Genomic DNA, 14,803 nt, shown 5'->3' with positions numbered 1-14,803 from the left:
AGCATCCGGCCGTCCGGGCTCCACTCGAGACGGACGACGTCGCCGAGGACGTGGTTCCGGGTCGCGATCTGCCGCGGTGCGAGCGGCTCGTCGACGTTCTACAGCAGGAGCCGGGGCTGACCGCCGCCCCCGTCGCTGGCAGGAGGTGCCCGGCCGGATTGAACACGACGAGTTGGAGGCCCTTCACGGGGAAATCACTCGCCCGCCGGCCGGACCCGCGCCATCAGCCGCAGGTCCCGGCCACAACGACTTTACGGGTTGCCGTTCCGGCCTCAGGCCGCCAGCGCGTTGTGCACCGCGACGCGGTGAGTGTCCGGGTTGGACCAGGACCAGTTCGGGTGGGCGCGGTTGGTGAGCAGCACGACCACCTGCTTGCGGCCCGGCACGACCAGCAGCGACGTCCCCGTGAAGCCGGTGTGGCCGAAGGCCGTCGCGGAGGTCAGGCGGCCCATGAACCAGGGCTGGTTGAGCTCGACCCCGAGACCGTGGTCGGCCGTGCGGCGGGGGCGTTCCGGGTCCACGGCCGGCTTGCCCTTGTTGGCGTTGGTGAGCATCTGCTCGACCACCGCCGCCGAGAGGATGCGCTTGCCGCCGTACGTGCCGCCGGCGAGCAGCATCTGGCCGATCACCGCGACGTCGCGGGCGGTGGCGAAGATGCCCGCGTGACCGGCCACCCCGCCCAGCCGGTTGGCGACGTCGTCGTGCACGGTGCCGCGCAGCAGCCCCCGCGACGACCGGGCGTCGGTGGCCACCAGCCGTGACCTGTCCTTGACCCACTTGAGCGGCAGGAAGCCAGTGTCCCTGAGGCCGAGCGGCGTGGTGATCCGGTCGGCCAGCACCTTGTCGAGCGACTTGCCCGCGAGCTTCTCGACGAGCCGGCCCAGCACCATCAGCCCGACGCTGGAGTAGCGGAACGTGGTGCCGGGCACGCCGCCCTTGACCAGCGGTGTCGCCATCACGGCCCGCCAGCGCTGCGCGTTGGTGCTGTAGCCGGTCACCTTGGCGCCGACCGGCAGCGCGCTGGTGTGGGCGAGCAGCATCGCGACGGTCACCTGGTCCTTGCCCGCGCCGGTGAACTCGGGCAGGTAGCGGCGCACGGGCGCGGTCAGCTCGACCCGGCCCTGGTCGACGAGCTGCAGCACGAGGATGGCGGTGTAGACCTTGGTGAGCGAGGCCAGGTCGAAGATCGAGTCGGTCCGCATCGCGACGCGGCTCGCGGCCGGCAGCTCGACCGGGCCGGCCTTGTACCGCAGCGCGTGTCCCGCGGCGACGGTCAGGAACGTGCGGTTGTCGCGCAGCACGTGGGCGACCGCCCCGGCGTACCCGGGATGTTTCGGGTTGTCGGGGGTCGGTTTGAGGTATTTGGTGAGTACCGCCCGCACCTGGGCCGTGGGCGGAGCCGTCGTACGGGGAAGCGGCGCGATCGGCGCGACCGACTGAGCACCACCCGCGCCGCCCACGGGGTCGCCCCACACCGGGGCGGTGGCGCGGCCGCAGCCGCCGAGAAGGGCGGCGAGCCCGGCGCCCACGACGGCGCGGCGAGGAAGAGGCACGGCGTCGATGATGACACGCCGGCCGAGCCGCCGGGGGTTCGCACGTGCCACGATGAAGTCATGGTCAACAGTCCGGTGGCGTTCGTGCTCGGCGGCGGCGGGGTGCTCGGCGCCGTCGAGGTGGGCATGCTGCGCGCCCTGTTCCGGGCGGGGTTCAAGCCGGACGTCGTGGTGGGCACGTCGATCGGCGCGGTCAACGGCGCGCTGGTCGCGTCGGATCCGAACGAGGCAGTGACCGACCGGCTCGTACGGCTGTGGACCTCGCCGGAGGCGGCCACGGTCTACGGCGACTCGATCGGCCGCCAGCTGCGCCGGTTCGCCGCCCGTACCCACCTGCACTCGCCGTTGCCGCTGCGCCGGCTGCTCGAGAGCGAGCTGGGTGAGCAGTCCACCTTCGCCGATTTGAAGGTTCCGTTCCACTGCTGCGCGGCGAGCATCGAGCGGGCCGCCGAGCACTGGTTCGACAGCGGCCCGCTGGTGGACGCCGTGCTCGCCTCGTCGGCCGTGCCGGGCCTGCTGCCCCCCATGGAGATCGCCGGGGAGCACTATGTGGACGGTGGGATCGTCAACTCGATCCCGATCGGCGAGGCGGTGCGCCTCGGCGCCAAGCTGATCTTCGTGCTTCAGGTGGGCCGGGTGGAGCGCTCGCTCAGCGTTCCGCGCCGGCCGTGGGAGGTGGCCCAGGTGGCCTTCGAGATCGCCCGGCGGCACCGGTTCGCCCGGGAGCTTGCGTCGCTGCCCGACGATGTACGGGTGCATGTCCTTCCCACCGGCGGCGGTGAGAGCCGCGACGACAGCCCGTGGGCGTACCGCGACATGGCTGCCGTCGGGCGCCGGATCAGCCGCGCCTACACCGCGTCCCGCCGCTACCTGGCCGCGAACGTGCCGCCGCAGTCCGAGCCGGACGTGTCCTGATGCCGCTGCCGCCGATCTGGGTACGCCGTCTGGTCGTCGCGCCCGCCGTCGTGGTGCTCGCCGTCGTGCTGGTCACCACGCTGCCGTTCTGGCTCGTGCTGGCGCTGATCACGTCCCCGCTGGTGCCGGGCCACCTGCGCGTCCCCCGGCTGATGCTGGCCGGCATCCTGTACCTGCTCTGGGACGCGGCCGCGCTGATCGTGCTCGCGGTGCTGTGGGTCGCGTCCGGCTTCGGCCACAGCATCCGCAGCCCGGGCTTCCAGCGGGCGCACTACGTGGTGGCCGGCCGGTTCCTGGCCATCCTGTTCCGGGTCGCGCGGTGGGCCCTGCACCTGACCATCGACGTGGTCGGCACCGACCCCGACACCGCGCTGCCGGGCCGTCCCGAGATCGTGGTGAGCCGGCACGCCGGGCCGGGCGACTCGTTCATCCTCATCCATGCGCTGGTCAACTGGTTCGACCGGGAGCCGCGGATCGTGCTCAAGGCCACGCTGCAGTGGGATCCGGCCGTCGACGTGCTGCTCAACCGGCTGCCCAACCGGTTCATCTCGCCGGGCCGCACCGGCACGGCGACGCTCGAGCAGCAGATCGGCGAGACCGCCACCGGCCTCGACGAGAACGACGCCTTCGTGATCTTCCCGGAGGGCGGCAACTTCACGCCGCGCCGGCGCACCAGCGCGATCGCCCGGCTGCGGGCCCGCGGGCTGGCCGACGCGGCCGACCGGGCCGAGAACCTGCGGCACCTGCTGCCGCCCAAGCCGGGCGGGCTGTTCTCGGCGATCGACGCGGCACCGGACGCCGGTGTCATCTTCGTGGCGCACACGGGTCTGGACCGCATGGTGACGGTCGCCGACGTGTGGCAGGAGCTGCCGATGGACAAGCGGCTCGTGATGAAGTTCTGGAGCGTCCCGCCCGAGGAGGTGCCCACCGACGAGCAGGAGCGGGTCGCCTGGCTCTACGACTGGTGGGCGCGGATCGACGCGTGGGTCGAGGAGAACCGGCCTGCCTTCCGCCCGCTGAGCACCGACTGGACGGCGCGCCGCTCCGCGCCCACGGCATGAGCTCGCCTGGTTGCGGCACTGCCCCGGCTGACGAGCCGGGGCAGTGCCATCGAGCTCCGATCAGGACAGTGACTTCAGGTAGGCGCCGTTCTGGTTCTGGAACTCCCAGTTGTAGAAGCGGTCCCAGTTGATCGACCAGGTCATGAGCCCGCGGAAGTTCGGGTTCGTTCCACTGCGGAGGGTGTACGAGCCGCAGTTCGTGTTGCGCACCAGGCAGCCGACCGCCTGCTGGACCGCGGCGGGGGCGACGTAGCCGTTGCCGGCGCTGACCGAGCTGGGGGCGCCGAAGGCCACCTGATCCTCGCGCAGGGCGGGGAAGACGTTGGCGGTGTTGCCGGCGACCGGGAAGCCCGCGAGCAGCATGTCGGTCATGGCGATGTGGAAGTCGGCGCCGCCCATCGAGTGGTACTGGTTGTCCAGGCCCATGATCGAGCCGGAGTTGTAGTCCTGGACGTGCAGCACCGTGAGGTCGTTGCGCAGCGCGTGGATGACCGGCAGGTAGGCGCCGGCGCGGGGGTCCTGGCCGCCCCACGGGCCGGAACCGTAGTACTGGTAGCCGAGCTGCACGAAGAACGTCTCGGGCGCCATGGTGAGGACGAACCCGGCGCCGTAGCGGGCCTTGAGCGACCGGAGCGCCGAGATCAGGTTGACGATGACGGGCGTGGTCGGGTTCTTGAAGTCCGTGTCGCCGGTGTTCAGCGACAGCGAGTGGCCCTCGAAGTCGACGTCGACGCCGTCCAAGCCGTACTTGTCGATGATCGCGCTGACCGAGCTGACGAACTTGTCGCGGGCGGCCGTGGTGGTGAGCTGCACCTGCCCGTTCGCGCCGCCGATGGAGAGCAGCACCTTCTTGCCGGCGGCGCGCTTGGCCTTGATCGCGGCGATGAACGCGGCCTCGGTCTCGACGGTGGGGCACTCGGCGACCGGGCAGAGGCTGAACCGGATGTCGCCCGAGGTGGGCGTGGTGGGCTCACCGAACGCGAGGTTGATGATGTCCCAGTTCGCGGGCACGTCCGCCATGCGCAGGTAGCCCGAGCCGTTGAGGAAGCTGGCGTGCAGGTAGCCGATGAGCGCGCGCTTGGGGAGTCCGGTGGCGGGCGGCGGAGTGGTGGGCGGTGGCGTCGTCGGCGGTGGGGTCGTCGGCGGGGGAGTGGTCGTCGGCGGGGTCGTGGTCGGCGGGGTGGTGGGGGTCGTGCCGCCGCCGCAGACGCCGTTGTCGATCCAGACGTCCCACTGGCTGCTGTGGGTGGCGGGCGCCTCGTTCTGCGTCCACCACTTGGCGGTGTAGTTGTGGCCGTTCTGCGAGGCGGTGTTGTCCTTGACGTAGACGGCGGTCGCGCTCCACGCCGGTGCGCACGCTGCCGCGGCGCTGGCGCTGGACGCGAGGTACACAGTTCCACCACCGGCCGCGAGCACCGCGGTCATGGCGAGGATCATCGATCGGCGCATAGCTGATTATGAATACTGTAAACTTTGTTTGTAAATAGTCGCCGGCCGTTCGGAGGAAGGTGGCTTGGAGCCCGGCGGGCTGGGTACCGTTGCGCCGTGCCAGAGGGACACACGATTCACCGGCTAGCGATCCGGCACCGGGAGCTGTTCGCCGGGCAGGTGCTGCGGATCGGCAGCCCGCAGGGCCGGTTCGCGGCCGGGGCGCAGCTGGTGGACGGCCGCGGGCTGCTCGACACCGAGGCGTACGGGAAGCATCTGTTCCACCACTACGAGGGCGACCTCAGCGTGCACGTTCACCTCGGGCTGTACGGCAAGTTCACCGACGGCGTGCCGCCGGTGCCGGAGCCGGTCGGGCAGGTGCGGATGCGCATCGTGGGCGAACGGCACTGGCTCGACCTGCGCGGGCCGACGGCGTGCGAGGTGTTCGACCCGGCGCAGGCGCAACTGCTGCGTGACCGGCTGGGAGCCGACCCGCTGCGCGACGACGCGGACGCGGGCGCGGCGGGGCTGCGGCTGCGCGCCAGCACGAAGCCGGTGTTCGCGCTGCTGCTCGACCAGTCGGTGGTGGCGGGATGCGGGCTGATCTACGCCAACGAGGTGCTGTTCCGCCTCGGGCTGTCGCCGCTCACGCCGGGGCGGTCGATCAGCGCGGACTGCTGGGACGAGCTCTGGACCGACCTGCGCGCGCTCATGAAGGAGGGCGTGGTGCGCGGGCGCATCGACACGGTGCACACCGAGCACACGCCCGAGGCGATGCAGCGGGCGCCCCGGATCGACCGGCACGGCGGCGAGGTGTACGTCTACCGCCGTACGGGACAGCCTTGCCTGATCTGCGGCACCGAGATCGCCCGCGGGCCGCTGGCCGGGCGCAACCTGTACTGGTGCCCTACCTGTCAGCCGGCCCGCTGACCTCGGGCGAGGGCGCCGCCGAGGACGGGACCGGCGCCGGCTCCACAGCCTGGCGGGGGATGCCCAGGGCGAAGTTGTCCACCAGCCAGGGCAGCAGCTTCTCGTACGCCGCCACGGTGTCCGGCTGGTTGAAGTCGTGCGACAGCACGATCGCCCCGGGCCGGACGTTCTTCTGCACGTCGCCGACCACCCGCGCGACGTGCTGCTCGGCGGTCTCCTTCTCGGGGTGGTCCCAGTCGCGCGGGTCCACCTCCCAGTAGAGCGAGGTCATCGCGTCCTGGCCGGCGACCGTGACCAGGCGCTCGGTGAAGTTGCCTCCGGGCGCGCGGAAGAACGGGATCTCGGCGTCCGGCACGGCGGTCCGGATGGCGGCGTTGGTCCGGGCGAGGTCGGCGGCGATCTTCTCCGGCTCGTCCTTGCCGATGGTCAGGCTGTGGTCCCACGTGTGGTTGCAGAGCGTGTGCCCCGCGGCGACGATCTGCCGCAGGAGGTCGGGGTGCCGCTGCGCCTGCGTGCCGACGACGCAGAACACGGCCTTGACCTCGTACTTGTCGAGCAGCCGCAGGATCCGCGGGGTCTGCACCGGGTCGGGGCCGTCGTCGAACGTCAGCGCGACGAGGTCGCTGCCGGTGGTGCGCAGCGACTTGCCCGGCCCGAGGTCGGAGGTGTCCTCGGTCGGCTCGGGCTGCGCCGTCGGCGCGGCCCCGGGGGCGGCCGAGGTGGGGGCGGGCGCCGGCTTCTTGGGCGTGCTCGGCTGCTGCTGCTTCTGCTGCGCCTGGTCCGGCTGCCGGGTCGCCTCGCGCTGCTCCGGCTCGGTGCGGGGCTTGGCGGGCTTCTTCTCGGCGGCGGAGGTCTGCACCCCGGCGACCGCCTGCGCGGCCGCGTTCACGGCGTCGATGCTGTCGCGGCGCTGCTCGGCCGGCACGGCCAGCAGCAGCACGCCGATCGCCACCAGCGACGCCAGCAGCGCCTGCTGCCGGGTCTTGCCCATGAGCAGCCACGACTCGATCGGCAGCGTGCCGGGGGCGCGGTGGGCGCCGGTCGCGGGAGGACGCTTGGCCGGCGGGCGCGGCGCGGCGGCGTGCCGTCCCGCGCGGCCCGGACGCTGGTGCCGGGCGGTCGATCGGCGGGGCTGCGACGCCCCCACCATCGCGACGCGCGGGCCGCTCAGCACGCGAACGTCGGCCAGCGACTCGGGCCGCCGGTGCCGCCCGGTCTCGTCGGCCGAACCGCGCTCCGAGGAGCCCGGATCGTGCGGCGAGGAGGGGGAGGGGTGCGGCGGCATGCTGAGTTCCTACCGTGCCGCATGATCCAGCGCGATACCGAAATGGTGGCTGCCACCTCACCCGGAGTGATAACCGCTGGTGGCGTTCCGTGACGCCGGAGCGCAAATACGGTCAAAGACTCGCGTGTACGGCCTCAGTGGCCTTTCGGGCAGCGATCAGCACCGGGTCCCACACCGGGGCGAACGGCGGCGCGTAGCTCAGGTCGAGCGCGGTCATCTCCTCGACCGTCATCCGGTTCCACGCGGCGACGGCCAGCGCGTCGATCCGCTTGGCCGCCTCGGCGCGCCCGACGATCTGGGCCCCGAGCAGCACACCGGTGCGCCGCTCGGCGATCAGCTTGACGGTCATCATCTCGGCGCCGGGGTAGTAGCCGGCCCGGTTCGTGGACTCCACGGTGGCGGTCACGAACTCGTACCCGGCCGCGTGGGCCTCCTTGGACGTCAGCCCGGTGCGCGACACCTCGAGGTCGCAGACCTTGGTGACGGCCGTGCCGATCACGCCGGGGAACGTGGCGTAGCCGCCGCCGATGTTGATGCCGGCGACGCGGCCCTGCTTGTTGGCGTGGGTGCCCAGCGGCACGTGCACGGGCTGCCCGGAGAGCAGGTGCCTGGTCTCGACGCAGTCGCCGGCTGCCCACACGCCCTCGACGCCCTCGACGCGCATCCGCCGGTCGGTGCGGACACCTCCGGACGGTCCCAGCGGCAGGCCGGCGTCGGCGGCGAGCGCGGTGTTCGGCCGTACGCCCAGACCCAGCACCACGACGTCGGCGGGCAGCGCGCCGCCGGGGGTGACCACCGCCCGTACCCGTCCGCCGTCGGTCTCGAGGCCGTCGACGTGCGCGTCGGTGATCACCTCGATGCCCAGGCCGCGGATCGCCTTCTGCACCAGCGCGCCCATGTCGGGGTCGACGGTCTTGCCCATCGGCTGCGGCGCCTTCTCGAGCAGCGTGACCTGCATGCCGCGCACCACCATGGCCTCGGCCATCTCGACGCCGATGTAGCCGCCGCCGATCACCACCGCCCGCCGCGGGCGCGGTTCCGCGTCGAGCCAGGCGTGGATGGCGTCGCCGTCCTCGAGCGTCTGCACGCCGAACACGCCGGCGTCGCGCACCCGCGCCCACTCCGGCGTGACGGGTGTGGCGCCCGCGGCGTACATGAGGTGGTCGAACGGCTCCCGCACCTCGCCGCCGCCGGCCAGGTCGTGCGCGATCACCTCACGCCGGTCGAGGTCGATGCCGACCACCTCGTGCCCCAGCCGCACGTCGATGCCCGCCTTGCGGTGCTCCTCGGGCGTCCGGGCGATCAGCGCCTCCCGCTCGCCGACGGCGCCGCCGATCCAGTACGGGATGCCACAGGCCGAGTACGAGGTGAAGCGCCCGCGTTCGAAGACGACGATCCGCAGGTCGGCGTCGCCGGCCCGTTTGCGTGCCTGCGAAGCGGCCGACATGCCGGCCGCGTCCCCGCCGATGACCACGAGTCTCATCGGCGCCAGCCTACTTCTCCTCGGCGTCCCCGCCGATGGTCACGGGTCTCATCGGCGCCCTACTTCTCGTCGGCGTCCCCGCCGATGGTCACGGGTCTCATCGGCGCCCTACTTCTCGTCGGCGTCCCCGCGGGTCAGCCGGGCGAAGCGGTCGACCACGTCGCTGACCGAGCCACCCTGCGAGAGGATCGCCCGCTGACGCGCGGCGCCGGTGCCCTGCGAGCGCAGCCGTCCCATCAGCACCGTGGCGGTCTCGAGGTCGCCGTGCCGCTCGAGCTCGGGCCGCACGTAGTCGAACAGCTGGCGCATCAGCCGCCACGCGGGCCGCGGCTCGCGGGTCGCCATGTCGATGTTCACGCCCTCGAGGCCGTCGTGCGCGGCCCGCCAGTGCGCGGCCATGAGCAGCGGGTGCGGCACGTCCGGGGCCGGGACGCCGGCGCGCACGTCGCGCAGCAGCGTGGCGACCAGCGCGCGGGCCAGCGCGGCCAGCAGCACGGCGTCGTCGGCGGTGGGCATCACGTCGCCCATCCGGATCTCGACGGTGGGGTAGTTGGCGGAGAGCCGGGCGTACCAGTAGAGCATGCCCTCGTCGAGCATCGCGCCGCTCGCCTCGAGGTCGGCGATCATCGTCTGGTACTCGTCGAACGAGCGCAGGTACGGCGCGGGCCCGACCGTGGGCCAGCGCTCCCACAGCAGCGAGCGCCAGCTGGCGTAGCCGGTGTCGCGGCCGCCCGACAGCGGCGAGTTGGCCGTGGCCGCCTGGAAGATGGGCAGCCAGGGCCGCAGGTGGTTGAGGATCTGCACGCCGGTCTCGTCGTCGGGGACGCTGACGTGCACGTGGGTGCCGCACATGCCGGGCCCGGGGGCGAGGTCGCCGAACCGCTCGCGCATGCGGTGATAGCGCGGCTTGTCGACGACCCGGATCAGCGGGCCGGTGGCCGGCCCGGTGCCCATCGCGAGCAGCCGCACGCCCGCCGCGTCGGCCGCCTCGGCCACCGTGCGGCGCAGGTTGCGCAGGGCGTCGGCCAGCACGTCGAGGTGCAGCTGCGGCGGGCTGGCCACCTCGATCTGGCTGCGCATGAACTCGTGCTGCACGGCGTCGCGCATCTCGGCCGGCACGTGGTCGAAGACCTCCTCGACCGCCTCGACGGCCCGCGGCTCGACGGCGTCGACGAGCAGGTACTCCTCCTCGACGCCCAACGTGAGCAGGTCGTTCGCCTCGGCCTCCTCGGCCAGTTCCGGAGAAATAGTCGTCGAGCCCGAAGACGCCGTGTCCATGACGGCGAAATACCCGGTCGTTGCCGCGCGGAAACTGTCGCGCGCGGCGGTACGAACGGGCAATTGACGGCCGTCCATGTTGACAACGTTCTCCTAACAAGCGTGAAATCCGTGAGAGCGCTCTCACACCCCCGAAGGAAGGCGCACACCTCATGTCTCGAAAGCGGATACGCGGCCTGTTCGCGGCCGCCGCGGCGCTGCTCGCGGTGGCCGCCGGCGCGGTGTTCACGTTGAACGCGGAGGCGGCCGTGCCGGGCGCCCCGGCCGGTATGTCGCTGGTGTTCAGCGACGACTTCACCGGCGCGGCCGGAACCGGGCTGAACCGGTCCAACTGGCTCTACGACATCGGGCACGGCTATCCCGGCGGCGCCACCAACTGGGGCACCGGCGAGATCGAGTACATGACCGACTCGACCAGCAACGTCTACCAGGACGGCGGCGGCAACCTGGTGATCAAGCCGCTGCGCGACGCGGCCGGCAACTGGACGTCGGGCCGGGTCGAGACCCAGCGCACCGACTTCGCGGCCCCGGCGGGCGGCAAGGTGCGCATCGAGGCGCGGATCCAGCAGCCCAACGTGAGCGGGGCCGCGGCCGCGGGGTACTGGCCGGCGTTCTGGACGCTCGGCGCGGCGGCCCGGCCGGTCGGCGCGACGAACTGGCCGAGCATCGGCGAGTGGGACATCATGGAGAACATCAACGGCCGCGAGTCCGTCTTCGCCGCGCTGCACTGCGGCAGCAACCCCGGCGGCCCGTGCAACGAGACCACCGGGCTGACCAGTGGCGAGCGTCCCTGCAGCGGCTGCAAGACCGGCTTCCACACGTACGCGGTGGAGTACGACCGCAGCACCTCGCCCGAGCAGATGCGGTGGTACCTCGACGGCGCCAACTACTTCACGCTGACCAGCAACCAGGTCGACGCGACCACCTGGAACAACGCCACGCACCACGGGGTGTTCGTGATCCTCAACGTGGCGATCGGCGGCGGCTTCCCGGCCGCGTTCGGCGGCGGCCCCACCGCGGCCACCCAGCCCGGCGTCCCGATGCTCGTCGACTACGTGGCCGTCTGGCAGAGCTCGGGCGGCGGCACCACGACTCCGCCGACGACCCCGCCCACCACTCCGCCGGCCGGCGGCACGCGCGACGCCTTCGCGCGCATCGAGGCCGAGTCGTTCAACGCCTCCGCCGGTGTGCAGGTGGAGACGTGCGCCGAGGGCGGGCAGGACGTCGGCTACATCGCCAACGGCGACTGGCTGCAGTTCAACGACGTCAACTTCGGCAGCGGCGGGGTGCGGGACTTCGTCGCCCGGGTCGCCTCGGGCGCCGGCGCGGGGGTGAGCGGCCTGATCGAGGTGCGCCTCGACAGCCGCAGCAACGCCCCGATCGGCAGCTTCGCGCTCGGCAGCACGGGCGGCTGGCAGACCTGGCAGTCGATCCCCGGCAACGTCGCGGGCGTGACCGGCACGCACACCGTCTACGTGACCTTCACGAGCGGGCAGCCGGCCGACTTCGTCAACGTGAACTGGATCCAGTTCCGCAAGTAGCCGCAGGGGTTCTTCGATGGGCCGGGCGGCAGCCCGGCCCATCGACTTTTAAGGATGTTTAAGGTCCGGCCCTCTGGACTTCTACTGTTAACAGTCCTAATGATTGATGCATCTCATTGGGTACGGGTGGAGGGATGGCCATGAGGCGTTCCAGATCGGTAGTCCTGGCGACCGTCACGGCGCTCCTCGCCGGTGGCGCGGCGACCTACTTCACCAGCACCGCCTCGGCCGCGGCTGCCTGCGCGCCCGCGTGGAGCGCCTCGCAGGTCTACGTCGGCGGCAACAGCGCCTCGCAGAACGGCGTCAACTACACCGCCAAGTGGTGGACGCAGAACGAGTCGCCGTCCACCCACAGCGGGCAGTGGGACGTCTGGCGCAACGACGGCGCCTGCGGTGGCACGACCCCGACCACCCCGCCCACCACGCCCCCGACAACGCCGCCCACCACCCCGCCGACGACGCCGCCCACCACGCCGCCGACGACTCCGCCCACGACCAACCCGCCGGTGAACGGCCAGCTGCCCAAGCACTTCCTCACCGGCTACTGGCAGAACTTCGACAACGGCGCCGCCCCGCTCAAGCTCGCCGCTGTCCCCACCGCGTACGACCTGATCGCCGTCGCCTTCGCGGACGCCACCACGACGCCGGGCGCGGTCACCTTCACCCTCGACCCGGGGCTGGCGAGCGCGGTCGGCGGCTACACCGACGCGCAGTTCAAGGCCGACATCGCCACGCTGCACTCGCGCGGCAAGAAGGTGGTCGTCTCGGTCGGCGGCGAGAAGGGCACGGTGGCCGTGAACAGCACCGCCGCCGCCACCAACTTCGCCGACTCCGTGTACCGCCTGATGACGACGTACGGGTTCGACGGCGTCGACATCGACCTCGAGAACGGGCTCAACCCCACCTACATGGCCCAGGCGCTGCGCAGCCTGCGCGCCAAGGCGGGCGCCAACCTGATCATCACGATGGCGCCGCAGACCATCGACATGCAGTCGGCCCAGTCCTCGTACTTCGCTCTCGCGCTGAGCATCAAGGACATCCTGACCGTGGTGTTCACGCAGTTCTACAACTCCGGCTCGATGCTCGGCTGCGACAACAACGCCGCGTACAGCCAGGGCACGGTGAACTTCCTGACCGCGCTCGCCTGCATCCAGCTGCAGAACGGCCTGCGGCCCGACCAGGTCGCGCTCGGCCTGCCCGCCAGCACCCGGGCGGCCGGCGGCGGCTACGTCGCACCGACGGTCGTCAACAACGCGCTGGACTGCCTGGCCCGCGCCGCCAACTGCGGCTCGTTCCGCCCGCCGGCCACCTATCCGGGCATCCGCGGCGCGATGACGTGGTCGATCAACTGGGACGTCACCAACGGCAACGGCTTCGCCAACACCGTCAAGCCGCACCTCGCCACCCTCCCCTGAACCACCCCACCCCCACCCCCTTGTTTGGAGACACCCCCGTGAAGCTGAGCAGAAAGATGCTCATCCTCGGCTCCGTCGCGGTGGCCGGCACGGCCGCCGCGGTGCTGCCGATGGCCACCTCGAACGCGGCAGCCGCGTGTGCCCCGGCGTGGAGCGCGAGCGCCGTCTACGTCAAGGACAACACCGCCTCGCAGAACGGCCACAACTACACCGCCAAGTGGTGGACGCAGAACGAGGCGCCCGCCACCCACAGCGGCCAGTGGGACGTCTGGATCGACAACGGCGTCTGCGGCGGCGGCACGACCCCGACCACCCCGCCGACCACCAAGCCGCCGACCACGCCCACCACCCCGCCGACCACCGGCGCGAAGATGGCCTCGGCGCCGTACGTCTACCCCGGCTGGGGCAACCCGCCGGCGCCGGCGGACGTCGCGAAGGCGACCGGCGTCAAGGCCTTCACCATCGCGTTCGTGCTCGCGAGCAACGGCTGCAACCCGGCGTGGGACGGCGAGACCGGGCTCACCGGCGGCGTGCACGCGAGCTACATCGCCCAGGCCCGGGCGGCCGGCATCGACATCGTCCCGTCGGTCGGCGGGTGGAGCGGCAACAAGCTCGGCCCGAACTGCTCGACCCCGGAGGCGCTCGCCGGCGCGTACCAGAAGATCATCGACGCGTTCCAGCTGAAGTCCATCGACATCGACATCGAGAACTCCGACGAGTTCGAGAACACCGTCGTGCAGGACCGCATCCTCAACGCGCTGAAGATCGTCAAGCAGAAGAACCCGTCGGTGAAGACGATCCTGACGTTCGGCACCACGACGACCGGCCCGAACTACTACGGCACCCGGCTCGTGCAGCAGGCCAAGGCGCTGGGCGCGAACATCGACATCTTCACCCAGATGCCGTTCGACTTCGGCGCGAGCGACATCTACACCGCGACGGTGAACACCACCGAGGGCCTGAAGAACCTGCTCAAGACCACGTTCGGCTACACCGACGCGCAGGCGTACTCGCACGTCGGCATCTCGGGCATGAACGGCCTGTCCGACCAGCAGGAGCTCACCACCGTGGACACCTGGACGAAGATCCGGGACTACGCGAAGAGCAAGGGCCTGTCCCGCTTCACCTTCTGGTCGGTCAACCGCGACCGGGGCTGCGCCGGTGGCGGCGTGGTCTCCAACTGCTCGGGCATCGCGCAGGGCGACTGGGACTTCACCAGGATCAGCGCCGGCTTCTGACCAGTTTCCGCCGGAACCGACGCGCGGCCGCTAACGTCCAGCGGCCGCGCGTCGCCGTTTGCGCACCTTCTTGACGATCCAACTGGCGATCGTCACGGCCAGCAGCACGTAGATCGCGTAGTTGAACCAGTCGCTGTACTTCTCGAGGTTCTGCCAGCGGGAGCCGAGCGCGTAGCCGCCGCCGACGAAGATGGCGTTCCAGACGCCGCTGCCGATCGCGGTGAAGAGCGTGAACTGCATCAGCGGCATGTGGTTGGCGCCCGCGGGGATCGAGATGAGGCTGCGGACGACCGGCGCGCACCGTCCGAACAGGACCGCCGCCTGGGCGTGCCGCTCGAACCAGCGGTCCGCCTTGTCGAGGTCGTCGGCGTCCACCAGCGGGATGTGGTCGAGCCAGCGGCGCAGCCTCTCCTCGCCCAGCGCGTGGCCGAGCCAGTAGAGCACGAGCGCGCCGACCACCGAGCCGGCCGTGGCGGCGAGGAAGACCAGGACGAGGTTGACCCGGCCCTCGCTCGCCAGATAGCCGGCCAGCGCCAGCACGATCTCGCTGGGGATCGGGGGCACCACGTTCTCCAGGGCGACGAGCAGGCCCACCCCGACCTCGCCGAGCGACTCGATGACGGACGCCACCCAGCCGGTCAGCCCGCCCATCTGCCCCAGATCCGCCTCAGCCACG

General features: G+C 71.6%; 12 protein-coding genes. 6 read left to right on the top strand and 6 right to left on the bottom strand.

What is annotated here, in order from left to right; translation table 11 throughout:
- Positions 1–272 precede the first annotated feature (272 nt).
- The gene (locus ACSNN8_RS07860; protein ID WP_436647954.1) at positions 273–1,553 is read right to left on the bottom strand and encodes a serine hydrolase domain-containing protein; all 1,281 of its coding nucleotides are present in this window, start codon (positions 1,551–1,553) and stop codon (positions 273–275) included.
- A 60-nt stretch (positions 1,554–1,613) separates the two neighbouring features.
- On the opposite strand from ACSNN8_RS07860, the gene ACSNN8_RS07855 reads away from it, so the two are divergent.
- Positions 1,614–2,468: a patatin-like phospholipase family protein gene (locus ACSNN8_RS07855; protein WP_436647952.1), complete on the top strand. Its 855-nt coding sequence runs from the start codon at positions 1,614–1,616 to the stop codon at positions 2,466–2,468.
- Complete coding sequence (locus ACSNN8_RS07850; RefSeq protein WP_436647951.1) at positions 2,468–3,529, top strand: 1-acyl-sn-glycerol-3-phosphate acyltransferase; 1,062 nt, start codon at positions 2,468–2,470, stop codon at positions 3,527–3,529. Before ACSNN8_RS07855 ends, ACSNN8_RS07850 begins: the two co-directional genes overlap by 1 nt.
- 60 nt (positions 3,530–3,589) lie before the next feature.
- On the opposite strand, the gene ACSNN8_RS07845 is transcribed toward ACSNN8_RS07850, so the two are convergent.
- The gene (locus ACSNN8_RS07845) at positions 3,590–4,978 is read right to left on the bottom strand and encodes a chitinase (RefSeq protein ID WP_436647949.1); all 1,389 of its coding nucleotides are present in this window, start codon (positions 4,976–4,978) and stop codon (positions 3,590–3,592) included.
- A 96-nt stretch (positions 4,979–5,074) separates the two neighbouring features.
- Between ACSNN8_RS07845 and ACSNN8_RS07840 the strand changes: the two genes are divergently transcribed.
- Positions 5,075–5,887 carry an Fpg/Nei family DNA glycosylase gene (locus tag ACSNN8_RS07840; protein WP_436647947.1) on the top strand — a complete coding sequence of 271 codons (813 nt, stop codon included), beginning with the start codon at positions 5,075–5,077 and terminating at the stop codon, positions 5,885–5,887.
- On the opposite strand, the gene ACSNN8_RS07835 is transcribed toward ACSNN8_RS07840, so the two are convergent.
- From ACSNN8_RS07835 to ACSNN8_RS07825, 3 genes are all read right to left on the bottom strand, one after another.
- Positions 5,865–7,172 (bottom strand): polysaccharide deacetylase family protein, encoded by a 1,308-nt coding sequence (locus ACSNN8_RS07835; protein ID WP_436647945.1) that lies wholly within the window; start codon positions 7,170–7,172, stop codon positions 5,865–5,867. The genes ACSNN8_RS07840 and ACSNN8_RS07835 overlap by 23 nt on opposite strands.
- Before the next feature lie 112 nt (positions 7,173–7,284).
- Complete coding sequence (locus ACSNN8_RS07830) at positions 7,285–8,655, bottom strand: FAD-dependent oxidoreductase (protein WP_436647943.1); 1,371 nt, start codon at positions 8,653–8,655, stop codon at positions 7,285–7,287.
- A 108-nt stretch (positions 8,656–8,763) separates the two neighbouring features.
- Entirely contained in the window at positions 8,764–9,933 is a 1,170-nt protein-coding gene (locus tag ACSNN8_RS07825) for a carboxylate-amine ligase (protein WP_436647942.1), read from the bottom strand.
- 152 nt (positions 9,934–10,085) lie between these two features.
- Here ACSNN8_RS07825 and ACSNN8_RS07820 point away from each other — a divergent pair, with 152 nt between their 5' ends.
- The 3 genes from ACSNN8_RS07820 to ACSNN8_RS07810 all read left to right on the top strand — a co-directional run bounded on the left by ACSNN8_RS07820 (position 10,086) and on the right by ACSNN8_RS07810 (position 14,127).
- Entirely contained in the window at positions 10,086–11,474 is a 1,389-nt protein-coding gene (locus tag ACSNN8_RS07820; RefSeq protein WP_436647940.1) for a carbohydrate-binding protein, read from the top strand.
- Between the two features lie 140 nt (positions 11,475–11,614).
- Positions 11,615–12,889 carry a chitinase gene (locus ACSNN8_RS07815; protein WP_436647939.1) on the top strand — a complete coding sequence of 425 codons (1,275 nt, stop codon included), beginning with the start codon at positions 11,615–11,617 and terminating at the stop codon, positions 12,887–12,889.
- Positions 12,890–12,927: 38 nt separating this feature from the next.
- The gene (locus ACSNN8_RS07810; RefSeq protein ID WP_436647937.1) at positions 12,928–14,127 is read left to right on the top strand and encodes a chitinase; all 1,200 of its coding nucleotides are present in this window, start codon (positions 12,928–12,930) and stop codon (positions 14,125–14,127) included.
- Between the two features lie 30 nt (positions 14,128–14,157).
- On the opposite strand, the gene ACSNN8_RS07805 is transcribed toward ACSNN8_RS07810, so the two are convergent.
- Positions 14,158–14,778, bottom strand: coding sequence for a DedA family protein (locus ACSNN8_RS07805; protein ID WP_436649461.1), 621 nt, complete (start codon positions 14,776–14,778; stop codon positions 14,158–14,160).
- Positions 14,779–14,803 lie beyond the last annotated feature (25 nt).

The organism is Actinoplanes sp. URMC 104, from assembly GCF_051386375.1.
In the GTDB taxonomy this organism is placed as follows: Bacteria; Actinomycetota; Actinomycetes; order Mycobacteriales; family Micromonosporaceae; genus Actinoplanes.
Note: the sequence above shows the minus strand (reverse complement) of the source record. Positions and strands in the feature narration are given on the sequence as shown.